Genomic DNA, 24,166 nt, shown 5'->3' on the forward strand with positions numbered 1-24,166 from the left:
GTCTGGTAAGGGTTTTTCGAAAGATGCCGCGATTCACACGGATGACTGCAACACTCCCGGGACTGCTACTGCCCGCTCTTATGGCCTTTCAGGCCCAGGCCTATGACCTGGAAATTCACGGTTCCAATACCGTCGGCGCTACCCTGGCGCCAATGCTGGTTACCGGCTATCTGGAAGAGCATGGCGGCGGACAGGTTGCAGCCAGGGGTACCGGCGTGGAAAACGAAAAAATCCTGCGAGCGCCTGTGAACAATCGGGCGGCCGAGGTGCTGGTTGCAGCGCACGGATCAAGCACCGGCTTCAAGGCGATGGCCGCAGGCAAGGCCGACATCTGGGCCTCTTCCCGCCCGGTAAAACCGCAGGAAGCAGAGCAATTTCGCGCCCGGGCGGACCTCACTGCGCCCGAGAGCGAGCACGTTATTGCCATTGATGGCCTGGCCATTCTGGTGCACCCGTCCAACCCCGTAAGCAAAATGAGCATCGAAACCCTGGGCCGCGTATTCTCCGGGCAGATCCGGAACTGGTCTGAGCTGGGCGGCCCGGACCGCCCGATTCATCTCTACGCCCGGGATGACCGTTCCGGAACCTGGGACACCTTCAAATCCCTGGTTCTTGGAAAACAGTTCGAACTGGACAGCAACGCCAGGCGCTACGAATCCAACGACCAGCTGTCGGATGACGTAAGCAAGGATCCCTCGGGTATTGGTTTCTCGGGCCTCGCCTCAGTGCGTAACAGCAAACTCCTGGCGATCTCGGAAGGCAATGCCCCGGCGCTTCACCCCAACCAGCTCACCGTTGCCAGCGAGGATTATCCGCTATCACGACGCCTGTTCATGTACACGCCCGGGAGTGACGTCCCGCCACTTTCCGCAGGTCTGATTGGCTTTGCCCTCGGCCAGCAAGGCCAGGCACTGGTTGCAGAATCCGGATTCATCTCCCAGAACCCCATCGCGGTCAAGCCGGAATTCGACGAATCGACGCCCGAGAGTTTTCGCCGCCTGACCGGCAACTACCATCGCCTGACGGTCAATTTCCGTTTCTCCGAAGGCCGGACCAAGCTCGACAACAAGGCCCGCCGGGACCTGCAGCGAGTTCAGCAGTATCTGAACCAGAACGGCCGATCCGCTGACGACCTGTTACTCATCGGGTTCGCCGACACCCAGAGCCATGAATTACGTGCCCAGATGATTTCCGAGCTCCGGGCCCTGTCGGTCCGCAAGGCCCTGCAGGAAGTGAACGTGCCGGATGTTGCCTACACGGGTTATGGCCAGTACATGCCGGTGGGCGGCAGCGGCAGCCCGCGCAATGGTCGGGTGGAAGTCTGGATCAAATCCCGATAGCCGAGACCAAAGTCTGAGGAAAAACTGCGGCAATCACCTATCCGCCACGACATCACAGATATGTTGGGGTTTCCTATACTGACGGGGTCATTTCCAACCAACAGACAGGGACAATGGACATCCAAAACGACCACCGTTACGCGATCAACCTGAACGTCCGGGGTATTCAGCCCTCGGCCACCCTTCGAATCAATGAGCTGAGCAATCACCTCAAATCCGAGGGCAAGGACATTATCAAACTCGGGCTGGGGCAGTCCCCTTTCCCGGTTCCCGATCGCGTGGTGGAGGCGCTCAAGGAGCACGCCCACGAAAAGGACTATTTGCCGGTAAAAGGGCTCAAAGGCTTACGCGAGGCAATCGCCGGCTACATTCGCCGTAGTGAGCGCATGCACTGCACCTGGGAAGACGTGCTGATTGGCCCGGGCTCCAAGGAACTGCTGTTCATGCTGCAGCTGGCCTACTATGGTGATCTGCTGATCCCGCGTCCGAGCTGGGTTTCCTATGCCCCGCAAGCCCGGATCATCGGCCGCTCGGTTCACTGGCTGCCAACCCATGCCGAGAACAACTGGCAGCTTACCGCCGAAGAGCTGGATATCATCTGTCGGGATGATCCCTCGCGGCCCCGGATTTTGATCCTGAACTACCCGTCCAACCCCACCGGCTGCACCTACACCGACGACCAGCTACTGGCCATTGCCAATGTGGCCCGAAAATACCGGCTGATCCTGCTCTCCGATGAGATCTACGGTGAGGTGCATTTCGAGGGCAGGCACAAATCCATTGCCCGGTATTACCCGGAAGGCACCATCATCAGTACCGGCCTCAGTAAATGGGCCGGTGCCGGCGGCTGGCGCCTTGGCACATTCATTTTCCCCCGGGAACTGAGGCCCCTGCAGGACGCCATGGCCATCATCGCCAGTGAAACCTACACAGCGACGAGCGCACCGATCCAGCACGCGGCCATTGCAGCGTTTAACGGTGGTGACGACATCGACGAATACCTCAAACAGTCCCGTCGGGTACTGAAGGTTGTTGGCGAGTACATGCACCGTCGACTGAGCGACATGGGCGCGGTGGTCCAGAAACCGGAAGGCGCGTTCTACCTGTTCCCGGACTTCTCCGGCTTCCGCGAACAACTGGCCAGTAAAGACATCAAGACCAGCCAGGCCTTCTGCCAGGCCCTGCTGGAAAACACCGGCGTGGCCATCCTGCCGGCCAGCGATTTTGGCTTCGTGCCGGATCATCTGGCGGCGCGCCTGGCCTTCGTCGACTTCGACGGCGCCGAATCCCTGGAGCTCGCCGGCGGCGACTATGCCGAACAGGAACTGGGCGACGACTTCGTGAAACAGGCTTGCCCGCGGCTGGTCACCGCCATGGACAAGATGGAGCAGTGGCTGAACAGCCTCTGATCCTGCCGTGTTAGACTGGCGCCCTCATTCTCTAACGGGATATCAACGGGGGCGCCATGTCTGATTCAGTTTCTCTGCTCGAGATTACCGACTTTGCCGAAAACCTGGCCCGCGAGGCCGGCGAACTGATTCGCCGCGAGCGGGACAACAACGCCCTGCGCACCGATTACAAGCATCAAACCGAGCTGGTAACCCACGCCGACGTGATGGCGGACGAATTCATCACAGGCGCCATCCGCAAACGCTTCCCCGGTCACCGGATTCTCTCGGAAGAGACCATGCCGGACCTTAGCCAGGCCGAGGAGCTGGATACCCCCCTCTGGATCGTCGACCCCATCGATGGCACCGTGAACTATGCCTATGGCCATCCCCAGGTAGCCGTCTCCATTGCCTATGCCGAAAAAGGTCGGGTTCAGGCCGGTGTGGTGCATGCGCCCTTCCCCGGCGAAACCTTCCGGGCGACCCGCTCAGAGGGCGCCACGCTGAACAACCATCCGATCCGCCACAGCGGCGCCACCGTGCCCCGGGATGCCCTGTTTGCAACCGGCTTCCCCTACACCAAGGACGCCCTGGAACCGCTGGTCAAACGCCTGGATGCAATGATTCACCAATGCCGCGACCTGCGGCGCATCGGTTCCGCGGCACTGGATATCTGCTGGGTGGCCTGTGGCCGACTGGATATCTACTATGAAAACGTCAGCCCATGGGACTTCGCCGCCGCCCGCCTGATCGCCCTGGAAGCAGGCGCCACCGCTGGCCATTTCAGTGAAGTGCCCGACGGTTATCCTGCCGACCTCTGGGGCCGCGATATCCTGATTTCGGCCCCGGCTCTTTGGGAGCCTGTTCGGTCTATCCTGCGGTCTGCCTCTGGGTACGACTGATTGTGCTTGTGATTGCCTTCGGGGGTTGTCACTAGCCTGTTAACTTCGGGGCGGGCACAGGATGGGAACCTGCTCCCCGAAACCGCTACGAGCACATTCATGTGCTCGTAGCGGTTTCGGGAAAGCCCTTCCTGCCTTCGCCTCACCACCGGATCTATCAGGCTACCAGGAGGAGGCCAACTCCAAGCTCAGCCCCAAACACCTTCTGCAACCAACCCCCAACTCTCGTCGAAGTCAGTAGAAGGCAACCGCGAGAACGAGGAGCGGATAAACCGCTGGATCCGCCCTTCAACAAAAACCAGTACAAAGTCCGCGCCGCGAGCAGAGGTCGTCCGGGGCCGCAGGCCCTGGCGGATTTCGCCTTCTTTGAGGGTTTGCCGTACCTGGGTTTCCAGGCGCTCGAAGAACTGGGAGGCACGCTTGCGCAGGGTGTCGTTCTCGCCCATCAAAGCATCACCGGTCAGCACACAACACAGCCCCGGATTGCGTTCAGCAAAGACCAGCACCAGGTGCACCAATTGCTGGAGACGAACCCGCACGTCCTCCTGCTCCTGCAGGATCACCTGACAGCGAGAGAACACGGCCTCTTCAGCAAACTCGATAAGCGCCTCGAACATTTTCCGCTTGCTGGGAAAGTGCCGATACAAAGCCGCCTCGGTAACGCCCACGGATTTGGCGAGACCGGCGGTGGTGATACGGGCGCCCGGATCAGTCTCCAGGAGTTCCACAAGAGCATGGAGAATCGCCTCGCGGCGACTGGGTTTCTGGTCAGTCATGGCAGGACAGCAGCGCTCTGATTTATCGTTGTCGGGGCCGGTCGTTCAGCGCCGGCCCTCGGTTATCGTTAGTCAGGATTGTGCCCGAGATCAGAAGAAGGTGCCATCAATGGGCGAGGATGCGCTGGCATAGAGCTTCTTGGGCATCCGGCCCGCCAGATAGGCTTCACGACCAGACTCAATGGCCAGGCGCATGGCATTGGCCATTCGGATCGGGTCTTTGGCCTGGGCAATGGCGGTATTCATCAGTACGCCGTCGCAGCCCAGCTCCATGGCGATGGTGGCATCCGACGCGGTGCCAACACCGGCATCCACCAGCACCGGAACATTCGCATTCTCTACGATCAGACGGATGTTATACCGGTTCTGGATACCCAGGCCGGAACCGATCGGGGCACCAAGGGGCATGATGGCCACACAGCCCATCTCTTCCAGACGCTTGGCCAGCAGCGGGTCGTCCGAACAGTAGACCATGACCTTGAAGCCGTCCTTGATGAGCTCTTCGGCGGCAACCAGGGTCTCGGTCATGTTCGGGTAAAGGGTTTTCTCCTCACCAAGAACTTCCAGCTTCACCAGGTCGTGGCCATCCAGAAGCTCGCGGGCCAGCTTGCAGGTGCGGACGGCGTCTTTCGCGGTATAGCAGCCCGCCGTGTTGGGCAAAATGGTATAGCTGCTTGGGGAAATCACATCCAGCAAGTTCGGCTCATCCGGGTTCTGGCCAAGGTTGGTCCGGCGCACCGCAACGGTAACAATTTCGGCACCGCTGGATTCGATGGCATGGCCGGTTTCCATCATGTCACGGTATTTGCCGGTCCCGACGAGCAAACGGGACTGGTAGACCCGTCCGGCAATTTCGAGCGGTCTGTCTTCTGGAAGCTGGAGTTCGGATGTCTCTGTCATAGTGTTCCTGAATCGTTTGTTACGGGAGGATGGGAACCGCCGTCATGGGTGGGCTGGGCAGACTGTTCAGCCGCCGCCAATGGCGTGAACGACTTCTACACGGTCGCCATCGCTCAAGGTAAATTCCGGGTGCCGGCTTCGTGGCACTATGTCCTCGTTGACCTCTACCGCAAGCCGCTTGCCGGCCAGCGCCATCTTTTCAATCAGCGTGGCAATGGTAGCGCCACTCGGCAGCTCCATTTGATCGCCATTTACCTGAACCTGCATCGTGACTCTTGAACCTCTGTATTCTTCACTTGTTCCGGCGGAGACCGGAGGTTATTAACAGCGCCCAGCCCACCATGAAACACAACCCACCAAGGGGCGTGATCGGACCGATCCAGCGGATGTCTGTCAGCACCAGAAGGTAAAGACTGCCACTGAATAACAGAATGCCGGCCAGGAAAAACCCGGCCGACCAGGCCAGTAGCTTTCTGGACAGGCCCTGTGCAGCCAGCAATGCCAGCAGAACCAGCGCAATGGAATGATACATTTGATATGTGACGGCGGTCTGGAAAACTTCAAGGCCCCGCTCACTGACCAGATTGCGCAGCCCGTGTGCACCGAAAGCGCCGGCCATCACTGCCACCAGGGCCAGAAAAGCACCTGCCAACAGCGGTAACCGAAGAATCCCTCTCCTGGCCGGTCGTACGGATTCAGCAGTCACAGTGGATCTTTTCTCCCGAATCCAGGTTCATCATGGTCAGTGCGCCACCCCAGACACACCCGGTGTCCAGGCCGACAAAACGGTCACTGCCGGTTTTTCCTTCCAGGGCTGCCCAGTGCCCAAACACCACCCGCACATCGTCATTGCGGGGAAAATGAAACCACGGCTGGTAACCTTCCGGCGCGCTGTCGACGCTTTCCTTGGCCGCCAGTTCCAGAGAGCCATCCTCGGCAATAAAGCGCATGCGGGTGAAATAGTTGGTAATGACCCGCCAGCGGTCCATTCCCTGCAGGGACTCGTCCCAGCGCTCGGGCTGATTGCCGTACATATGGGCAAAGTATTCCTCGGCGGTTTCGCCCCGGATCACGGCTTCAACTTCCCTGGCACACTCCATTGCCTGGCTGACCGTCCAGATATGGGGCAAACCGGCGTGGGTCATCACCAGATTCCGGGCCGGGTCGTGAACACAGAGATTCTGCTGCCGGAGCCAGTTAACCAGCGGCTCGTAATCCGGAGCGTCAAGGATATCCGACAGGGTGTCTTTGCGACGCGTCTGATGACCGCCCAGGGACACCGCCAGCAGATGCAGGTCGTGATTGCCAAGCACGACGACCGCCGAATCCCCAAGGCTCTCGATGTATCTCAGGGTTTCCAGCGAGGACGGGCCGCGGTTGATCAGATCGCCGGCCACCCATAGACGGTCACGGGAGGGAGAGAAATCCACTTTCTCCAGGACATCCCTGAGACGCTCGTAACAGCCCTGAATATCGCCGATCGCGTAGTCAGTCATCACTTACCTCGTTTGCCGGATTGGCTGCACCCTTCTCGGTAAAAAGCAGGTCGGCAATCGCCACGAAATCGGCCAGTGCGAGGTTCTCCGGTCGCAGACCGTCATTGATGCCAAGGCTCCGGAGCTGTTCGGCCGACACCATGCCGCCCAGTGCCTTGCGGAGAGTTTTCCGCCGGGCGTTAAAGGCTGTGCGGACCACGGCCTGAAGTGTCGTCAAATCCTTCGCCGGGTGTGGCAGGGTCTTGTGAGGCACCAATCGGACAATCGCCGAATCCACCTTGGGCGCCGGTCGAAAAGCGCCGGGCCCAACTTCAAACAGCGGCTGAACCCGGCAGAAATACTGGGTCATAATCCCAAGACGCCCGTAATTGTTGTCACCCGGCACCGCTGCCATTCGTTGAACCACCTCTTTCTGCAGCATGAAGTGCATATCCTGCACAACACCGGCCTGGGACAGCAGGTGGAAAATCAGCGGTGTGGAAATGTTGTACGGCAAATTACCGATGATCCGCAGGGGGCGATCCACCATGAGCTGGCTGAAATCAAACTTGAGTGCGTCCGCCTCGTGAATCCGGAATTCGGGATAGTTGAAGAACTTGGTGCGCAGCACCGGAATCAGATCCCGATCCAGTTCCACAACCTGGAGCTTCGGGTTCACCGCCAGTATTTCCTCGGTCAGTGCGCCCAGTCCAGGGCCAATTTCCACGATGGCGTCATCGGGTTTCGGGTTAATGGCGCGGATGATCTGCTCTATGACTCCCGGATCATGGAGGAAATTCTGGCCAAACCGTTTTCTGGCCTGGTGGCCGGCTTTGTTGCTCACGAACGGGTCTCTTCAATTGCAGATTTTCGACAACGAGCCATTTGCTCGCCTATCTTCAGGGCCGTATGCAGACTGCCGGCATCGGCTCGACCGGTTCCCGCCAGATCCAGAGCCGTGCCATGATCCACGGACGTGCGCACAATCGGCAGCCCCAGGGTAATGTTCACCGCACGCCCAAAGCCCTGAAACTTCAGCACCGGCAGCCCCTGATCATGATACATGGCCAGAACCGCATCGGCCTGGTCGAGCCAGTGCGGGGTAAACAGGGTATCCGCAGGTAAAGGTCCGGTCAGAGAAATGCCTTCGGCACGCAGAGCCTCCAGGGTTGGCTCGATGGTGTCGATTTCCTCCCGACCAAGGTGACCACCTTCGCCGGCATGAGGATTCAGGCCGGCCACCAGTATCCTGGGCCGGGCAACACCGAAGAACTTTTTCAGATCAGCATCGAGAATTCGCGTTACCTGAGTCAGGCGCTCCGGGGTAATGGCGGCGGATACGTCCTTGAGCGGTAAGTGGGTAGTAACAAGCGCAACCCGCAACTCTTCGGTCGCCAGCATCATGACCACACGATCCACACCGCAGAGCTCCTGCAGGAACTCGGTATGGCCGCTGAACGCGATGCCGGCATCGTTGATAACGCCCTTATGGACAGGCGCCGTCACCATGCCGTCAAAATCGCCGCTGAGGCAGCCGTTAGCGGCGACTTCCAGCGTTCTGAGCACATAAGCACCGCTGCCGGTATCCAGTGTGCCCGGTTCATGATTGGCACAACCGTCCACATGCAGAACCGACAGCAGGCCTGCCTCCATTTCCGGCGACTCTCCGGGCTGCCAGGCACGCAGTTCAACCGCCAGGTTCATTTGCTTCGCCCGGGCCTCCAGCAATGGCCCGCTGGCAACCACCACCACACCTGCACTCCGGGCCTCAAGAGCCAGTTGCAGGCACAACTCCGGACCAATGCCGGCAGGTTCGCCGGCCGTCAGTGCCAGCACCACGGGATTACTCATCAGGAGACTGGCTCTTCTTCCGCCGGTTCGTCCTTGGCGTACTCGCCCTTGAACTCGACAAAGGCCTCATCGCGGATCTCCTGAAGCCAGTTCTGCAGTTCGGTCTCAAACTTGCGGCGATAGATGGCCTGGCGGGCCTCGGCGTCGCGCACATCACCGCTGATGTCTTTCTGGCGGCGCTCCTGAACCTGCAGAATGTGCCAGCCAAACTGGGAACGGAACGGCCCGCGCAACTCGCCAATATCAGCATCGAGCATGGCCTGCTCAAACGCCGGCACCATCTGGCCCGGGCTTACCCAGCCCAGATTACCGCCATCGGAGCCAGACACCGGATCATCGGAGTACTCTCTGGCCAGCGCACTGAAGCTGGCTCCATTCTGAAGCTGCTGGTACAGATCCCGAATCACGGTTTCAGCCTGGCTGTCCGTCGTGGCTTCGGAAGGCCGAACCAGAATGTGACGAACACGGTGCTGCTGGATCATCTGCTGCTGCTCGCCGCCGCGCTTGTCCATCACCATTACCAGGTGGAAGCCGCTGTTGTTTTCCAGGACGTCTGAGGGCTCACCCACCGGCAGCTCCGGCACGACCGGAGCAACCAGAGACGGCAGCTGACCCTCGGCACGCCAGCCCATATCGCCACCTTCCAGGGCATTACTGGCATCAGACTCGGCAACAGCCACTTCGCGGAAATCACGGCCATTGGCGATCTCACTGCGCAGCCGCTCGGCTTTCTCCCTTGCGGCATCCACCTCCGCCTCATCAGAGGGGTCGTCTACGCTCACAAAGATGTACGCCAGCCGGTACTGAGCGTTATTCCCTCCACGGGCCTCCAGACTTTCCAGATAGTTTTCAACTTCCCGATCAGTCACCCGAACCCGGTTGCCGACCTGGCGCTGCTGAACCCGGCTGGTCAGCATTTCCTTGCGGATCTGTTCGCGGGCCTGGTTGTAAGTCACGCCTTCGGCTTCGAGCTGGATTTCAAACTGCGGCAGGCTCATGCCATTGCGTTCGGCAATGTTGGCCATGGTTTCGTTCAACTCGTTATCGCTGATGCGCATACCGGCCCGATCTGCCATCTGCATCTGGATCGATTCGGTGATCAGCTGGTCAAGCACACGCTCTTCGAGGACCTGCCTTGGCGGCAGCGCCGTGCCCTGTGCACTAAGGCGACTGGTGATGGTGTTGATTCGGGCCTCCAACTCGGTCTGAAGGATGACATCCTCATCGACGATGGCCACTACCTGGTCCAGCAACTTACGCTCGGCCTGAACAGACAACGGGGCCAGGACGGCTAGAAGAACCAGTAACGCTTGTACACCATGGCGAAGGGTCGCCTTCATAATCACCTCTACAAATAGAATTTGAGCTTTTCTGGCGTTTTGGGGGCCTTAGTCCGGGATCCAGTCAGGGAGTTCCAAAACGACGACTCTCCCTTTCATCAAAACCGTAAATGGCCTCGGAAATACTCGATGAGGCACCACCACTGCCACCCAGTCCTTTCAGCTGAATCTGAAACAGTATGCGCCCCTGAAGCTCCCGGTCGTAAGTCAGGTAATTCTGGTGAACCACCTGAATGCTCCAGCAGCAGTTGTTGTATTCAAGGCCGGCCAGGGACCCCACCGTACGGTCAAGGCTTGAGTCGTAGACCCAGCGGCCGATCAGACTAACACGGTCCGTCACCGGGAAAACCGTCGCAATGTCTGACTGTTCCAGTTCATCCCGGCTATAGGTGTGCCCCAGACTGGCCAGGTAGCGGTAATCACTGGAATGGAAAGTCAGCTGACTTCGACCTTCCTCGGTATCACCGGTGTCGGGATCCCACAGGCCAGACGACCGGATCTCCAGAGTATCAAGCGGGTTGAGCACCACCTCACCCGCCAGCGGAGAGCGGCTCCGGGTTCCGCCACCCTCACCAAACAGAGTTACCTCACGGTCGTCAAAGTACTGCACCTGGCCGATACTGAACCTGGCCCGCTCGGCACCGGTGAGCAGGTCATTGAAACGGCTGGTCAGGGCCACGGTCAACTGGTTGGCGTCACCTACCCGATCACCGCCGGTAAAGCGATCCGGCTGAAACAGCTGGTCAAACCGGAACGTCTGGAGGTCGGTGTCAAAGTCAGGAATGTCATTCTGATCCGCGTCCGCATTGGCCCATACATAGTACAGCCGGGGCTCAAGGGTCTGGTTGTAGGGCACATCAAACAGACTGCCCTGACGGTCGAAATAAAGCCCGTTATCCCACTCGGCAACCGGCACCGTGCGATCAAACGCGCCATCACCGAGATCGTAATCATCGAGATCGTAGCGGGTGTAATCCACACTCACCGAGGGGCGACTGAAGCCCCACAACGCCCGCAGTGGCAGAGCCAGTTCCGGCCGGGCCCGGAACCGCTGACCGTTGGCCTGGTCCAGACCAGTCAGTCCTTCGTTATCACGGTAAAAAACGGTGTACTGACTCTCCAGATTCGCTTCCAGAATACCCGCGCCTGCCTGTCCCGCGTAGATTATTTCAGGCAGCTGGGCATAGGGCTTATCCTCATTGGCAATACTTTCACTGATGGTCTGGTAATCGTTAAGGTAGGCATCAAAATACTGCTGGTCGCTCCGGTAAGTGACCCCACCCTTTCTTTGCAGGTGGGTTGCCTGGTTAATCTCCAGGTTACGGTTCAGGTCGCTGAAATAGTCCTCGTCACTCACTACGGAAAAATCACCGTAGCCGGACCAGCCACCGCCGAACACCGCCCTCGTGGTGGCATCCAGAGCCCAGCGCTCGCCCGATTCGCCGGGATTCTCGGCCGCGAACTCCGAATCGCTGCCGATGTAGCCCAACTGCAGCGTCGTCTCGCCCAGCGAACTGAGATAGCGGCCCTCGGCCTCGTTGAACAGGCCCCGGCCATTCATGTACTGAGGCGTGAGCGTGGCGTCATAATGGGGGGCAAGATTCAGATAATAAGGTAGCGCGAGAAAGCCTCCGCTACCGGCAGTGGAAGAACCGAACTGGGGATACAGGAAACCGGACTTGCGTCGGTCATCAATGGGAAAGCTGGCCCAGGGCCAGTAGAACACCGGCACATCCAGAATCTCCAGCCGAACATGCTTTGCGGTACCAAAACCCTCGGCCCGGTCCAGCTGGATATCCGAGGCAACAATGGCCCAGTCGTTCTGCTTCGGGCCACAGGTGGTCAGAAAGCCATCTTCAATGACCACCTGCTCTTCACTGATCCGCGCCAGACGGCCTGCACGACCGCGCATTTCGGGCCCGTGCAGCAGAAACGTCGCCGTGTTGATGTCCAGCCGCCCGGTATCCACATCGTAGTTCGCGTTCTCACCGGTCAGAAGGAAGCCATCACCTCGACTGACCAGTGGCCCCTGAACCGATACCGCGCCCTGTTGCTGGCTGTAGCGGGCTTCTGAACCGGTTACCTGGAAGCCCCCCTGGCGGATCCGGACATCGCCCTGGAGAAACAGCTCGCGGTCAATTTCATACCGGGCATTCAGGCCGCTGGCCTCCAATGGCTGTTCGGCATCGCTACCACCGGCAAAGGCACTGCCAACGCCGTCGTGACTGCCGGAAGGCAAATAGCCACCATCACAGAACAGGGGCAAAGATGACCGCACCTCGGAAGGCAGTTCTGCCCTGGGGCGCCAGTCAATTTCCGCCGCTGACGGCGGTGTCTGGGCATAACCGGTGGCACCCCCCAATCCTAGAAACGCGGCCAGCAACAAACGGCCATACCGGCTCTGCCACCGGGTTTCCGGCGATTGCAGTGGGCGTTCGGGACATGGCACGGTGGCTGGATCCTGTTCCGGGTGAATTGGAGGACGGGCAATAATAAACGCCGCCTAGTTTACACGTGCCCTGACGGGTTGTTAACGGAAACTCCGCTGCAAAACCGATTTACCCTCTTTATACTCGTCTGCTAACTTTCGCTGTCAGCGACAACTTTTTTCAGGATCGCAACCCGAACTATGGATACCCGCCTGCAGTTGCTGACCAACTGGGTCAGACAATTTCCCGGCTTCGAACAGTGCGAAGCCGAACCGGTTTCCGGCGATGCCAGTTTTCGCCGTTATTTCCGGGTCTGGCAGCACGCAAATCCGACGACCGCTACCGGGGACGGTGCACCGTTTATCGTGATGGATGCGCCCCCGGAACATGAAGACTGCGAGCCCTTCGTGGCCATCGCCCGGCACTGGCACCGCCAAGGTATTGCGGTGCCGGACATTGTGCAGGCTGATCTGAAGCAGGGCTTCCTGCTACTGGAGGATTTTGGCGACCAGCTGATGCTTGGCCGACTGAACACCGAGTCCGCAGACCAGCTCTACAGGAACGCCCTGCAAGAGCTGACCCTGATCGCGAGCCAGACTTCCCCCAGTGATTACCCGCTACCGCCTTACGATGCCACCCTGCTTGAGCGGGAAATGGCGCTGTTCCCGGACTGGCTTCTGGAGAGGCATCTGGGCATGAACCTGGAAAACAGCGAGCGGGCCCTGCTGGACACGACCTTTTCCATGCTGCGGGAAAGCGCCCTGGCGCAACCGGAAGTGACGGTCCACCGGGACTACCATTCCCGAAACCTGCTGGTTCGCCAAGACCAACCTCGCCCGGGTGTCATCGATTTCCAGGATGCGGTTACTGGGCCCGTCACTTACGATGTGGTCTCGCTGCTGAAAGACTGCTACATCCAATGGCCAGAGAAGCGCATCTGCAAATGGCTGGAAGACTACCGCCAGAGCAGCCTCGAGGCTGGCCTGCACCGTGCGGACCCGGAGACCTTCCGCCAGTGGTTTGAACTGATGGGCATGCAGCGGCACCTGAAAGCTGCCGGCATTTTTGCCCGGCTATCGATCCGCGATGGCAAGCACGGCTATCTCAAGGACATTCCCCGAACCGTTCAGTACCTGATCGTTGCCAGCGGTCGACAGCCAGCCCTGCGACACTTCCACGAATGGCTGAGCGATACGGTTATGCCCCGGATCGAGACGAGGATCGGCCCGGCCCCGGGTCAGGAGCGCTTGCCCCAGTGAAGGCTATGATTCTCGCAGCCGGCAAAGGTGAACGCATGCGGCCACTGACGCTGGCCACACCAAAGCCCCTGTTAAGGGCCGCTGGCAAACCTCTGATCACCTATCATCTGGAGCACCTGCGGCGGGCGGGAATCCGTGAGGTGGTGATCAATCATGCCTGGCTGGGCGACCAAATTGAGGAAACCCTGGGAAACGGCGAAGGGTTCGGGCTATCCATTCAATATTCCCGTGAAGGCGAGCCGCTGGAAACCGCCGGTGGCATCGTGCGCGCTCTGCCTCTGCTTGCCGGTGACAAATCTGACTGGTTTCTGGCGATCAACGGCGATATCTGGAGCGATTTCGACCTTTCTGGACTGACACCGCCGCCTGACGCAGACGCCCTGCTGGTGGTCACCAGCAATCCGCCACACCATCCCGAAGGTGACTTTCACCTCACTGACCAGGGAGTACTCCATAGTGATGGCCCGGACAAGCTGACCTTCACCGGCATTAGCCTGTTACACCGGCGCCTGTTCGAGGGGCTGACCGACCGGTCCGGAAAGCTCGGGCCTGTGCTGCGCAACGCCATGGGCGAAGGCCGCGTGAAAGGCCTTTATCACCGGGGACAATGGGTGGACGTCGGCACCCCGGAACGCCTCCAGGCGCTGGACAGGCAACTGGGCAACAGGGAATCTGAAAGCCATGGCAGGGAGTAAACGACAACCGGTGCTGCCGGCACGGATGGACGCCGAGTTTTCCAGCCTGATGCGGGAACTCTCAGCCTGCGGCCATCAGGCACCCGCGCTTATCGAGCGCGCCCATCTGCCCCGCTGGTGCAGGCGCCCCCTGTTCTTCTTCCTCGGTTATATCGCCAAAGCAGAGGGGCGAGTGACCGAAGCCGACATTGGCTATGCAGAATCCCTGATCAAGGCCATGAGGCTGTCGAAGCGTCAGCGACGGCGCGCCATTGGCTGGTTCCAGGACGGCAAGTCAGCCGGGCAACTGCCTTTCATCCGCGGGTTGGCCATGCGCCTGTCCCGCCGGCTATGGCCTTCCCCGGCCCTGAAAACCGCCATCTGTCTGTGCCACGCCAGTCAACTGAACGGCCGGCCCGCCAAACCCAGGCGCTATCGCTGCGAGGATGCCATTGACCAGATTGGCCTACCGGTTAGCATCAGCGAGGACATCTTCGACAGCTATGCCAGCAAGGTATGGACCCGGCATAGCGAGAATCTCTCAAGACCCACCAGTTATCAGCAGGCCTGCGAGCTGTTGGGGGTCACCCGGCGGGATTCACTGGAGGTGATCAAGCGGGCCTACCGCAAGAAGGTATCCGAGTGCCATCCGGACAAGCTGGCCCAACAGCAGGTCAGCCCCCGCGAGCATGCACTGGCCAAGGATCGTCTGCTTCACTATCAGCAGGCCTGGGAACTGATCAAGCGCCACAACACCGTCCGCTAGTCCTGGCGGGACTCCAGCCATGCAGCAACGCGGCTGGCAATCCCATCGCCCAGGGTTCCGGGCGCTGGCGTGAGCCAGGGAATCGGTTGTCGCTCAAAGCCACTCATCCCGGCCCGGCGCAACCTCATTCCCATACTCCATTTCGTTTGATCATCAGCGGCTCCGGACGGATAAAGCTCCAGCAATTTCGTGCTCAGCGACTCCAGACGTTCGGGCAGATCTGGACGGTCAACGGGGTAAAACTGGGAAGCCACCCAGATAAGCGCAGCGGCATCAGCCCCCTCCAGTACCTGGTTGGTCACGTGTATGCTGGCTCGCCCGACTCCCAGAACAGCCGGTGTTTCATAGCCCCGCTCAGCCAACTGGGCCAGCCCTGCCTGGAGCGTCTGGCTGATCCGGCTTCGGTAGCGCGCCTCAAGATCATCGGCACTCTCTGAAGCCATGATATCGATCATGACCGATTCCGGTGCTTCCTGCTCACCCGCCTCCGTTTCCGCCGATGGTTCTTCTACCACCGGCCGCATCAGGATTTCACTCAGAACCGGTGAGGGCGACTCCAGGCCAAGGGTGAGCACGGCCCAGCCCCTGGAAGCCAGCCCCGCTGCCAGTGAGCCGGTTACCCCGGAAGCGGCAGTTTCACCTTCTTCCGACAGAACCAGCACCGCACCGCGAGCCGGCAACCTGGCTTCCGGGTAGAACAGGCCCAGCGCCCTATCACCCTCCTCAAGCTCCAGCCATACCGCTGATTCGGGAAAACGCTGGATCAGGGAGCGTTCGCCGGTGCCTGTCCAGATCAGGGCCCGACTCGCAGACTCTGACGCCTCGACGCCTTCGGCCTCACCGGCCGTCCCGCTCTCTTCCTGCCCGAGGGTGATGGACGGTGCGACACACATCAGCGCCAGGACAAAAAACCAGAACACGCCGGGCCGGTAAATCTCGAATCTCTGCACAGATACTGATCCTTTGACTGCGAAAAAACGCCACTGAGCTGTTAGACTAGCAGCCATCCTGAATGTGCGGCAGGGACCGCTGACCAAGCCATTATCCATTGTTGTGAGAGAGCCGTCATGAACCCTTACCTGATTGCCCCATCCATCCTGTCCGCCGATTTTGCCCGTCTTGGCGAGGAAGTCGATAACGTGCTGGCCGCCGGCGCCGACGTGGTGCACTTCGATGTGATGGACAATCACTACGTACCCAACCTCACCATTGGCCCCATGGTCTGCGAGGCGCTGCGCAAGCACGGCGTGACCGCCCCCATCGATGTGCACCTGATGGTGTCGCCGGTGGACGACCTCATCCGTATGTTTATCGACGCCGGGGCCAGTTACATTACCTTCCACCCGGAAGCGACCAACCACATTGATCGCTCACTGCAGCTGATCCGCGACGGTGGCTGCCAGGCGGGCCTGGTGTTCAACCCGGCCACGCCGCTGCATTATATGGATCATGTGATGGACAAACTGGACATGGTGCTGATGATGTCGGTAAACCCCGGCTTCGGTGGCCAGAAGTTCATTCCCGGCACGCTCGACAAACTCCGGGAGGCCCGCAAGCGCATCGATGCCAGTAACTACAATATCCGCCTGGAAATCGACGGTGGCGTGAAGACCGAGAACATCCGGGAAATCGCCGAGGCCGGTGCCGACACCTTCGTGGCGGGATCTGCCATCTTTAACACCGACGACTATAAAACCACCATTGATGCCATGCGCGAAGAACTGGAGCAGGCCCGCAGGGTGATCAGCCAATGAGCCTGGCAGGGCTGTTCAATCCACGCTGGCCGGGGGTTGCCCTGTTTGATCTCGACGGCACCCTGGTGGACAGTGCACCGGATCTGGCGGCCGCCGTGGACCAGATGCTGGCGCATCTTGGGCGCTCACCAGCAGGCATTGACCGGGTACGGAACTGGGTAGGCAATGGCGCCAGCGTTCTGGTGCGCCGGGCCCTGGCCGGCCAGGTGGACTGGGAACCGGCGCGACCAAAAGACGAGGCCCTGTTCAAGGATGCCCTGGCGATTTTCTATCACGCCTACGGCACGCTCAACGGACAGCATTCGGTAGTCTACGCCGGAGTCGAGGCCTGTCTCACGCACCTGAAGAACCAGGGCTGCCGGCTGGGCATCGTCACCAACAAGCCGGAACAGTTTGTGGCACCGCTGCTTGAGCAAATGGGACTGGATCACTGGTTCGACCTGACCGTGGGTGGTGACACCCTGCCGGTCAAGAAACCGGACCCCGCTCCCCTGCTTCATGCCATGGAAACCCTGGGGGGCACCCGCGGAACCACAGTCATGGTAGGCGACTCCGCAGCGGATATTAACGCGGCGCTGGCCGCGGGCATTCCCTGTGTGGCGGTGCGGTACGGGTATAACTACGGGCCTGCGGTGGATACTCTGGGCGCCGACGCGGTTGTTGATTCGCTGGCCGAGCTTTTGTAATCTCACAAGGAACTTACATTGAGCACTTCTTTACGGGAGATTCCTGCCGTGCAGGGACTGAATCTGACTGCAGCGCGAGGCATCCTGACAACCCGCGCAACACGATGGTGGCGATGGCGCACCGGCTGAGCAAGCCCGGAGGCTGACTGGCGTCTGCTGGTCGAGCCCGCAGCACCTGATGGAAGCACAGGCTTTCATCCACAATGCAGATCAGATTTCAGGAAACCGTACCATGACACCCGAGCAATTCACCGAGCTCGCCGACGCCGGCTTTAACCGTATCCCTGTGTATCGTGAGGTACTGGCCGACCTCGACACGCCCCTGAGCACCTACCTCAAACTCGCCAGCGGACCCTATTCCTACCTGTTCGAATCCGTTCAGGGCGGAGAGAAATGGGGCCGGTATTCGATCATCGGCCTGCCCAGTCACGAAGTACTGAAGGTCTTCGACCACCGGGTGGAGATCAGCCGCGGCGGCGAGGTTGTTGAGACCGAGGAAGTGGACGATCCGCTCACCTTTGTCGAAGCCTATCAGAAACGCTTCCATGCACCGGATCTGGATGAGCTGCCCCGCTTTAATGGCGGCCTGGTGGGCTACTTCGGCTACGACACCGTGCGCTACATCGAAAAACGGCTGCGCAAGAGCTGTCCGCCGGACAAAATCGGCACGCCGGACATCCTGCTGATGGTGTCCAACGAGATCGTGGTATTCGACAACCTGCGGGGCAAGCTGCATCTGATTGTCCATGCCGATCCGGCCATTGAGGGCGCCTTCGAAAAGGCGCAGAGCCGCATTGATCAGCTGGAAAACCATCTGCACAGGCAGACCGCTGACGCGCCCCGCACCCCAGAACACCTGCGCGGAAAAGCCGTGGACGAGAGCGACTTTATTTCCGGCTTTACCCAGGACAAATTCGAAGCCGCGGTAGACAAGATCAAGGGCTACGTGCTCGACGGCGATGTCATGCAGACGGTGATATCACAGCGCATGTCGATTCCCTTCGAGGCGCCACCGCTGAACCTGTATCGCTCGCTCAGGGTACTGAATCCTTCCCCTTACATGTATTTCCTGGATTTGGGTGACTTCCACATCGTGGGCTCCTCCCCGGAAATCCTGGCCCGGGTGGAAGACGAGGAAGTGACGGTTCGGCCGATCGCCGGCACCCGCAAGCGCGGCGCCACCGATGCCGAGGACAAGGCGCTGGAAGCAGAACTGCTGGCTGATCCGAAAGAAATTGCCGAGCATCTGATGCTGATCGACCTGGGCCGTAACGATGCCGGCCGGGTGTCGGAAACCGGCACGGTCCGGCTGACCGACAAGATGATCGTGGAGCGCTACTCCCACGTGATGCATATCGTCTCCAACGTGACCGGCCGGCTGAAAGACAACACCAGCTGCCTGGACGTGCTGCGCGCCACCCTGCCCGCCGGCACCCTTAGCGGTGCGCCCAAGATCCGGGCCATGGAGATTATCGACGAACTGGAGCCGGTCAAGCGTGGGGTCTACGGAGGCGCCGTTGGCTATCTGTCGTTCAACGGCAACATGGACACAGCCATTGCCATCCGTACCGCCGTGATCAAGGACAACACCCTGCATATCCAGGCAGGCGCCGGCGTGGTGGCCGATTCGGTGCCCCGCCTCGAGTGGAAGGAAACCATGAACAAGGGCCGCGCCATTTTCCGCGCGGTGGCCATGACCTACAACGATTTCGACCACTGAGGCGGAGGAACAGATTATGTTGCTGATGATCGATAACTACGATTCCTTCACCTACAACGTGGTGCAGTATCTGGCCGAACTGGGTGCCGACGTGCAGGTGCACCGCAACGATGAAATTACCATCGAACAGATTGAAGCCCTGAACCCGGAGCGGCTGGTGATTTCCCCCGGCCCCTGCACCCCGAACGAGGCTGGCATCTCCATGGCGGCCATCCGGCATTTCGCCGGCAAGGTTCCGATCCTGGGCATTTGCCTGGGCCATCAAGCAATTGGCCAGGTCTACGGTGGTGACGTCATCCGCGCCGGCCGGGTCATGCATGGCAAGGTGTCCCCGGTATTCCACAAGGACACTGGCGTGTTCCGGGGCCTGAGCAACCCGCTGCAGGCGACCCGCTACCACAGCCTGGTGATCGACAAGGCCACCCTGCCCGACTGCCTGGAAGTGACCGCCTGGACCCGCAACGACGACGGTTCCATCGAGGAAATCATGGGGGTTCGCCACAAGACCCTGCCCATCGAAGGCGTGCAGTTCCATCCGGAGTCTATTATGACGGAACAGGGCCACGAGCTGCTGCGCAACTTTCTGAGAACACAATAAGAGGCCGACACATGGACATGAAAGAAGCTCTCAACCGCATTGCCTCCAACCTGGACCTTTCCCGGGAGGAAATGAAGGACGTGATGCGTATCGTCATGAACGGCGAGGCCACAGACGCCCAGATCGGCGCTTTTCTCATGGGGTTGCGTCTGAAGAGCGAAACCATTGACGAAATCACCGGCGCCACCGAGGTTATGCGCGAACTGGCCACCAAGGTTACGGTCAAGGCCGAACCCCTGGTGGACATCGTCGGCACCGGCGGCGATGGCGCCAACCTGTTCAACGTGTCTTCCGCCGCCTCCTTCGTGGTGGCAGCAGCCGGCGGCTTTGTGGCCAAGCACGGCAACCGGGCAGTTTCCTCAAAGAGCGGCAGTGCCGACCTGTTGGAAAAGCTGGGCATCAATCTGAGCATGAAACCGGAAGAGGTGGCCCGCTGCGTCGAGGAAATTGGTGTCGGCTTCATGTTCGCTCCGGCCCACCACGGTGCCATGAAACATGCCATCGGCCCCCGCAAGGAGCTGGGCTGCCGGACCATTTTCAACATCCTGGGCCCGATGACCAACCCGGCGGGCGTTAAACGCCAATTGGTGGGCGTGTTCAACCGGGAGCTGTGTCGCCCGATGGCGGAGGTGCTGCATCGCCTTGGGGCCGAGCACATCATGGTCGTTTGCTCCAAAGACGGCCTGGACGAAATCAGTCTTGCCAGCGCGACCCATGTAGCCGAACTGAAGAACGGCGAAGTCACCGAGTACGACATCACCCCCGAGGATCTCGGCATCAAGAGCCAGGCTCTGGTGGGCCTGACCGTGGACACCGCCGACGATTCCTTAAAGCTGATCAAGGCAGCCTTCGGTCGTGGCCACGATGAAATGGCCGAGAAAGCCCGGGACCTGATTGCCCTCAATGCTGGCGCAGCGATCTATGTCGCTGGTTTGGCCAAGACGCCGAAAGAAGGTGTGGATATGGCCCTCGACGCCATGGGCTCTGGCCTCGCTGCCGGCAAGATGTCGGAGCTGGCTGATTTTTCTCAGTGCTTTTGATCGACCAAGCCTGCCGGATTTCGGCAGGACGACCCGGTGGGGCAGGGCTTACCAAAACACGCCCGTGAATACGTCCCTGTAGGGCTTGGCGTCAGCCATCCATGGCTGACGACAGTTTTGGCAAGCCCTGCCCCACCGGCTCTCGCTAACTACTTGCAGGCCGCTAATGACTGAACGACATTTGGAAAAGACTCCCACCATTCTTCGCAAGATCGTGGACCGCAAGTGGGAAGAAATTGACGAGCGGAAACCAAGGGTTTCGGTTGCCGACCTGAAAGCCATGGCTGGGGACCAACCAGCAGCCAGAGGCTTCGCCAACGCTCTGCGCAGCCGAATTGAAAAGCAGACTCCCGCTGTTATCGCCGAGATCAAAAAAGCCTCGCCGAGCAAGGGCATTCTGCGAGACCCCTTCGAGCCAGCGGTCATTGCCGAAAGCTACGAGAACGGAGGCGCCGCTTGTCTTTCGGTACTGACCGACCGCGACTTCTTCCAGGGCGACGAGGACTATCTGGTCGCCGCCCGCAATGCCTGCAGTCTGCCCGTGATCCGCAAGGACTTCATGGTCGCGCCCTATCAGGTCTACGAGAGCCGGGCCATTGGCGCCGACTGCATCCTTCTGATCGCCGCCTGCCTGACCAAAGACCAGATGCAAGAGCTGGAAGGTATTGCCCATGAGATCGGGCTGGATGTGTTGGTCGAAGTGCACGATGGCGAGGAACTGGATGATGCGTTGACGCTGACGACGCCTCTGGTCGGCATCAACAACCGCAATCTGCATACCTTCGATGTTTCGCTGGACACCACGTTTGACCTGCATGAGCGGATCTCCCAGGACCGGCTGACCATTACGGAAAGTGGCATCATGACCCGCAGCGACGTAGAAGCGATGACTGCTCGCGGGATTTACGGTTTCCTTGTGGGGGAATCGTTTATGCGGGCGGAAGAGCCTGGCCAGAAACTTCAAGAACTGTTCTTTCCAAAAGGCTAACTCACAAGTTTAAACAGTTCGGCGGGTACGACCTGCCAAAATCGTGCGGAGCCATGGATGGCGGAGCCGAGCGTACAGGGAGGTATTCACAGCGTATTTTGGCAGGTCGTACCCGCTGGACTGTGCACAAAAGTTCGCAACAGGCATTTGATGCTAGGCGTCGGCCAAAGCCTCCTGCAAAAGTTCCAGAAGGTGCGCCGGCATCCCCTCTGCCAGCTTGAGTGCCGCCTCGTGCCCACGGGGCGACATCTTGCCCCAGGTCCGGCGCACTATGCGTAGCCACTTCTCCCGATCGTAGTCCGCTTTTTCCTCATAGAAATCTGCGAAATATCGTTCCAGGAAGACCATGCAGGCCACGTCCTCCAGCAGTTGAGTGTCGGCATCCTGCCTCAGTTCGCGCTTGGTCAGGATGGTCTCCACCCGATCGCACTCCTCCTTCGGGTAGCCACAATCCGCCATGATTTCTGCAGCACGCCGGCCATGCATACGGCCACAGGCCTGACGCCACTGGTAATAGGCTTTACGACCTTCCGGATAGTCCTTCCGCGGCATCGTCCACCGCTCAATGTGCTGGGCGCGGCAGGCGATCTGCATGCGTTCGAAAGGGTCGGATTCAAGCTCGAACAGCCAGCGGGTCATATGAAGGCTGTAGGCGTATTCCTTCGGGAGGCGTTCGTTGTCGAAAGACTCCTGATTGGGATCGGCCTTATTGGCTGCGTCAATAGACGCCAGCGCGCACTGGAGTCTTGAATCCGTTGTGGTCATTAAGATCTCTCTTCTGGTTTCTGACTGGCCTGTGGCTCAGACCTGGGCAGAGGGGCGTTCCTTGATGCGGTCGTACCAGGCCTGCAGATTGGCCTGCTCAGGTTTGATCCGGATGCCCACCACCCGCGCGAATGCCACTGTTGTGAAGGCGTTGATATCAGCGGCCGTAAAGCGGTCGCAGCAGATGTATTCCTTGCCTTCGAGCTGCTTGTCGAGGAAGTGCATGAACTTCTCAACGCTCTTGCCGCATTCCTCACCCCACTCCTTGATCGGGTTCATCCGGTCCTTGAAGTAGCCGGTGGTGTGTTGGAAACACATGCCAGTGGGCATGAAGAAGAACAGCTCGATCCACCGGAGCCACTGCTCAAGCTGGGCTTTTTCAAGCGGGGTGTCGCCCATCAGGGTCGGCGTGTCCGGGTAGCTCTCTTCGAAATAGCGGCAGATTGCCATGGTCTCGGCAATACAGGTGCCGTCATCCAGTTCCATCACAGGCACTTTCTTCATCGGATTTCGGGCGACAAATTCAGGTGTCAGGTTTTCACCCTTCTGAAGATCAATCTCGATGAATTCGGCCTTGTCCAACAGGCCTTTCTCGGCCATGAACATGCGCACGCGGCGGGGGTTAGGGGCGGTTTTGGTTTCGAAGATTTTCATTATTATCGGCTCCGTTCCTGATCAATGGCGGCTTTGACGGTTCAAAACGAGAAGACTGACCGGAAAGAAGAGTTGCGTCAAGCAACCGGCGTTACCGGGGCAGCCAGTTGCGGATCTGCTGGACAATCCACTCCGGATCGTCCAGTGGAAGGTCATGGCCAGCATCCGGGTGCAGTTTCATGGTCCATTGCCAGCGCTGCTCCAGCGTGGAACTGCAGCGCCAGTGAACGATGCGATCGCCGCGACTGGCGAGAATCAGCGCATCTGGCACAGGACGCTTTTCACCGGGTTTGTAGCGGGCGGCAGCCGCCAACTGGTTGATCGCATTGCGGGTACTGACGGGGCGTTGTCGTTGTATGCTGTACCACTGTTTTGCCAGTGACAGAGGCACCTCACGGTTAGACGTGAGCCGGAGAATATCCCGCTCCCGGTCAAACAACTCCTGACGGGCCAGCAGCCGCAGAATTCGCGGCCAGACCCCAGGCCGCATGCGTTGCCAGGGCGGGCTGAAGCCGGAACTGGTATTGATCAGGACCAGGTTCTGGATCTGACCATCCGCAGCCTGCTGGGCCCAATCCAGGGCCACCATACCGCCCATGGAAAGTGCCAGGATGCTGAAAGGACCGGGGATATGGCTGACGTGCCTGGAGACGGCTTTCCGAATCGCCGCTACCGTTGCCGGACTGTCTTCTCGATAACGCACGCCCGTCCCGGGCAGGTCGACCAGATGGAACTGGTGCTCGGGAAATGCCTCCCCAAGGAGAGCCGGGAAGCTGCCCCAGTGGGCGTGCTCCCGAGTCAGACCCCGCAACAGAATCCAGTGCATACGATAGTTCCGATTGATGGATGCCCGGGCCGGCT

Annotated in this window: 25 protein-coding genes; 12 read left to right on the plus strand and 13 right to left on the minus strand. The window is 59.8% G+C overall.

Features of this window, described 5'->3' with window-relative positions; translation table 11 throughout:
• The first annotated feature begins 41 nt into the window (after nt 1-41).
• The 3 genes from ACGK9W_RS14400 to ACGK9W_RS14410 all read left to right on the plus strand — a co-directional run bounded on the left by ACGK9W_RS14400 (nt 42) and on the right by ACGK9W_RS14410 (nt 3,630).
• Nucleotides 42-1,340, plus strand: a complete 1,299-nt coding sequence (locus tag ACGK9W_RS14400; protein WP_227507831.1) for a substrate-binding domain-containing protein — start codon at nt 42-44, stop codon at nt 1,338-1,340.
• Nucleotides 1,341-1,453: 113 nt separating this feature from the next.
• Complete coding sequence (locus tag ACGK9W_RS14405) at nt 1,454-2,749, plus strand: pyridoxal phosphate-dependent aminotransferase (protein WP_014578472.1); 1,296 nt, start codon at nt 1,454-1,456, stop codon at nt 2,747-2,749.
• A 56-nt stretch (nt 2,750-2,805) separates the two neighbouring features.
• The gene (locus tag ACGK9W_RS14410) at nt 2,806-3,630 is read left to right on the plus strand and encodes an inositol monophosphatase family protein (protein ID WP_008173359.1); all 825 of its coding nucleotides are present in this window, start codon (nt 2,806-2,808) and stop codon (nt 3,628-3,630) included.
• A gap of 188 nt (nt 3,631-3,818) precedes the next feature.
• On the opposite strand, the gene slmA is transcribed toward ACGK9W_RS14410, so the two are convergent.
• The 9 genes from slmA to ACGK9W_RS14455 form a co-directional block, all read right to left on the minus strand.
• A complete protein-coding gene (slmA, locus tag ACGK9W_RS14415; RefSeq protein WP_008173360.1) occupies nt 3,819-4,406 on the minus strand; it encodes a nucleoid occlusion factor SlmA in 588 nt (195 codons plus the stop codon).
• 90 nt (nt 4,407-4,496) lie between these two features.
• Nucleotides 4,497-5,306 (minus strand): thiazole synthase, encoded by an 810-nt coding sequence (locus tag ACGK9W_RS14420; protein ID WP_008173361.1) that lies wholly within the window; start codon nt 5,304-5,306, stop codon nt 4,497-4,499.
• Between the two features lie 66 nt (nt 5,307-5,372).
• Nucleotides 5,373-5,573, minus strand: a complete 201-nt coding sequence (gene thiS / locus ACGK9W_RS14425) for a sulfur carrier protein ThiS (RefSeq protein WP_008173362.1) — start codon at nt 5,571-5,573, stop codon at nt 5,373-5,375.
• A 25-nt stretch (nt 5,574-5,598) separates the two neighbouring features.
• Nucleotides 5,599-5,958, minus strand: a complete 360-nt coding sequence (locus ACGK9W_RS14430) for a DUF423 domain-containing protein (protein ID WP_008173363.1) — start codon at nt 5,956-5,958, stop codon at nt 5,599-5,601.
• A 43-nt stretch (nt 5,959-6,001) separates the two neighbouring features.
• Nucleotides 6,002-6,802: a symmetrical bis(5'-nucleosyl)-tetraphosphatase gene (locus tag ACGK9W_RS14435; protein ID WP_008173365.1), complete on the minus strand. Its 801-nt coding sequence runs from the start codon at nt 6,800-6,802 to the stop codon at nt 6,002-6,004.
• Nucleotides 6,795-7,625: a 16S rRNA (adenine(1518)-N(6)/adenine(1519)-N(6))-dimethyltransferase RsmA gene (gene rsmA / locus ACGK9W_RS14440; RefSeq protein WP_008173367.1), complete on the minus strand. Its 831-nt coding sequence runs from the start codon at nt 7,623-7,625 to the stop codon at nt 6,795-6,797. The genes ACGK9W_RS14435 and rsmA overlap by 8 nt, the downstream gene beginning before the upstream one ends.
• On the minus strand, nt 7,622-8,632 hold the full coding sequence (pdxA, locus tag ACGK9W_RS14445; RefSeq protein WP_405417254.1) for a 4-hydroxythreonine-4-phosphate dehydrogenase PdxA: 1,011 nt from the start codon (nt 8,630-8,632) through the stop codon (nt 7,622-7,624). The genes rsmA and pdxA overlap by 4 nt, the downstream gene beginning before the upstream one ends.
• Entirely contained in the window at nt 8,632-9,972 is a 1,341-nt protein-coding gene (locus ACGK9W_RS14450; protein ID WP_008173372.1) for a peptidylprolyl isomerase, read from the minus strand. Before ACGK9W_RS14450 ends, pdxA begins: the two co-directional genes overlap by 1 nt.
• 64 nt (nt 9,973-10,036) lie before the next feature.
• Complete coding sequence (locus ACGK9W_RS14455) at nt 10,037-12,358, minus strand: LPS-assembly protein LptD (protein ID WP_100169491.1); 2,322 nt, start codon at nt 12,356-12,358, stop codon at nt 10,037-10,039.
• A gap of 243 nt (nt 12,359-12,601) precedes the next feature.
• On the opposite strand from ACGK9W_RS14455, the gene ACGK9W_RS14460 reads away from it, so the two are divergent.
• Genes ACGK9W_RS14460 through ACGK9W_RS14470 form a run of 3 tightly spaced genes read left to right on the plus strand, consistent with a single transcriptional unit; the run spans nt 12,602 to nt 15,100 of the window.
• Complete coding sequence (locus ACGK9W_RS14460; protein WP_405417256.1) at nt 12,602-13,660, plus strand: aminoglycoside phosphotransferase family protein; 1,059 nt, start codon at nt 12,602-12,604, stop codon at nt 13,658-13,660.
• Nucleotides 13,657-14,355, plus strand: a complete 699-nt coding sequence (murU, locus tag ACGK9W_RS14465; RefSeq protein ID WP_405417258.1) for an N-acetylmuramate alpha-1-phosphate uridylyltransferase MurU — start codon at nt 13,657-13,659, stop codon at nt 14,353-14,355. Before ACGK9W_RS14460 ends, murU begins: the two co-directional genes overlap by 4 nt.
• Complete coding sequence (locus ACGK9W_RS14470) at nt 14,342-15,100, plus strand: DnaJ domain-containing protein (protein WP_039881998.1); 759 nt, start codon at nt 14,342-14,344, stop codon at nt 15,098-15,100. The genes murU and ACGK9W_RS14470 overlap by 14 nt, the downstream gene beginning before the upstream one ends.
• Here ACGK9W_RS14470 and ACGK9W_RS14475 read toward each other — a convergent pair.
• Nucleotides 15,097-16,050, minus strand: a complete 954-nt coding sequence (locus tag ACGK9W_RS14475) for a DUF3530 family protein (protein ID WP_008173383.1) — start codon at nt 16,048-16,050, stop codon at nt 15,097-15,099. The two genes, ACGK9W_RS14470 and ACGK9W_RS14475, sit on opposite strands and share 4 nt — an antisense overlap.
• A gap of 117 nt (nt 16,051-16,167) precedes the next feature.
• Here ACGK9W_RS14475 and rpe point away from each other — a divergent pair, with 117 nt between their 5' ends.
• The 6 genes from rpe to trpC all read left to right on the plus strand — a co-directional run bounded on the left by rpe (nt 16,168) and on the right by trpC (nt 21,886).
• The gene (gene rpe / locus ACGK9W_RS14480) at nt 16,168-16,854 is read left to right on the plus strand and encodes a ribulose-phosphate 3-epimerase (protein WP_008173385.1); all 687 of its coding nucleotides are present in this window, start codon (nt 16,168-16,170) and stop codon (nt 16,852-16,854) included.
• A complete protein-coding gene (locus tag ACGK9W_RS14485) occupies nt 16,851-17,540 on the plus strand; it encodes a phosphoglycolate phosphatase (protein WP_014578485.1) in 690 nt (229 codons plus the stop codon). The genes rpe and ACGK9W_RS14485 overlap by 4 nt, the downstream gene beginning before the upstream one ends.
• Before the next feature lie 232 nt (nt 17,541-17,772).
• Nucleotides 17,773-19,260: an anthranilate synthase component I gene (trpE, locus tag ACGK9W_RS14490; protein WP_039882005.1), complete on the plus strand. Its 1,488-nt coding sequence runs from the start codon at nt 17,773-17,775 to the stop codon at nt 19,258-19,260.
• A gap of 16 nt (nt 19,261-19,276) precedes the next feature.
• A complete protein-coding gene (locus tag ACGK9W_RS14495; RefSeq protein WP_008173393.1) occupies nt 19,277-19,858 on the plus strand; it encodes an aminodeoxychorismate/anthranilate synthase component II in 582 nt (193 codons plus the stop codon).
• A gap of 11 nt (nt 19,859-19,869) precedes the next feature.
• A complete protein-coding gene (trpD, locus tag ACGK9W_RS14500; RefSeq protein ID WP_008173396.1) occupies nt 19,870-20,898 on the plus strand; it encodes an anthranilate phosphoribosyltransferase in 1,029 nt (342 codons plus the stop codon).
• Between the two features lie 166 nt (nt 20,899-21,064).
• On the plus strand, nt 21,065-21,886 hold the full coding sequence (trpC, locus tag ACGK9W_RS14505) for an indole-3-glycerol phosphate synthase TrpC (protein ID WP_405417262.1): 822 nt from the start codon (nt 21,065-21,067) through the stop codon (nt 21,884-21,886).
• 153 nt (nt 21,887-22,039) lie between these two features.
• On the opposite strand, the gene ACGK9W_RS14510 is transcribed toward trpC, so the two are convergent.
• The 3 genes from ACGK9W_RS14510 to ACGK9W_RS14520 form a co-directional block, all read right to left on the minus strand.
• Nucleotides 22,040-22,651, minus strand: coding sequence for a DUF4202 domain-containing protein (locus ACGK9W_RS14510; protein WP_273096587.1), 612 nt, complete (start codon nt 22,649-22,651; stop codon nt 22,040-22,042).
• Between the two features lie 36 nt (nt 22,652-22,687).
• A complete protein-coding gene (locus ACGK9W_RS14515; protein WP_008173402.1) occupies nt 22,688-23,305 on the minus strand; it encodes a glutathione S-transferase family protein in 618 nt (205 codons plus the stop codon).
• A gap of 91 nt (nt 23,306-23,396) precedes the next feature.
• Complete coding sequence (locus tag ACGK9W_RS14520; RefSeq protein ID WP_405417264.1) at nt 23,397-24,131, minus strand: alpha/beta fold hydrolase; 735 nt, start codon at nt 24,129-24,131, stop codon at nt 23,397-23,399.
• Between the last annotated feature and the right edge of the window lie 35 nt (nt 24,132-24,166).

It is taken from the genome of Marinobacter flavimaris, assembly GCF_045057155.1.
GTDB classification, from domain to species: Bacteria; Pseudomonadota; Gammaproteobacteria; order Pseudomonadales; family Oleiphilaceae; genus Marinobacter; species Marinobacter manganoxydans.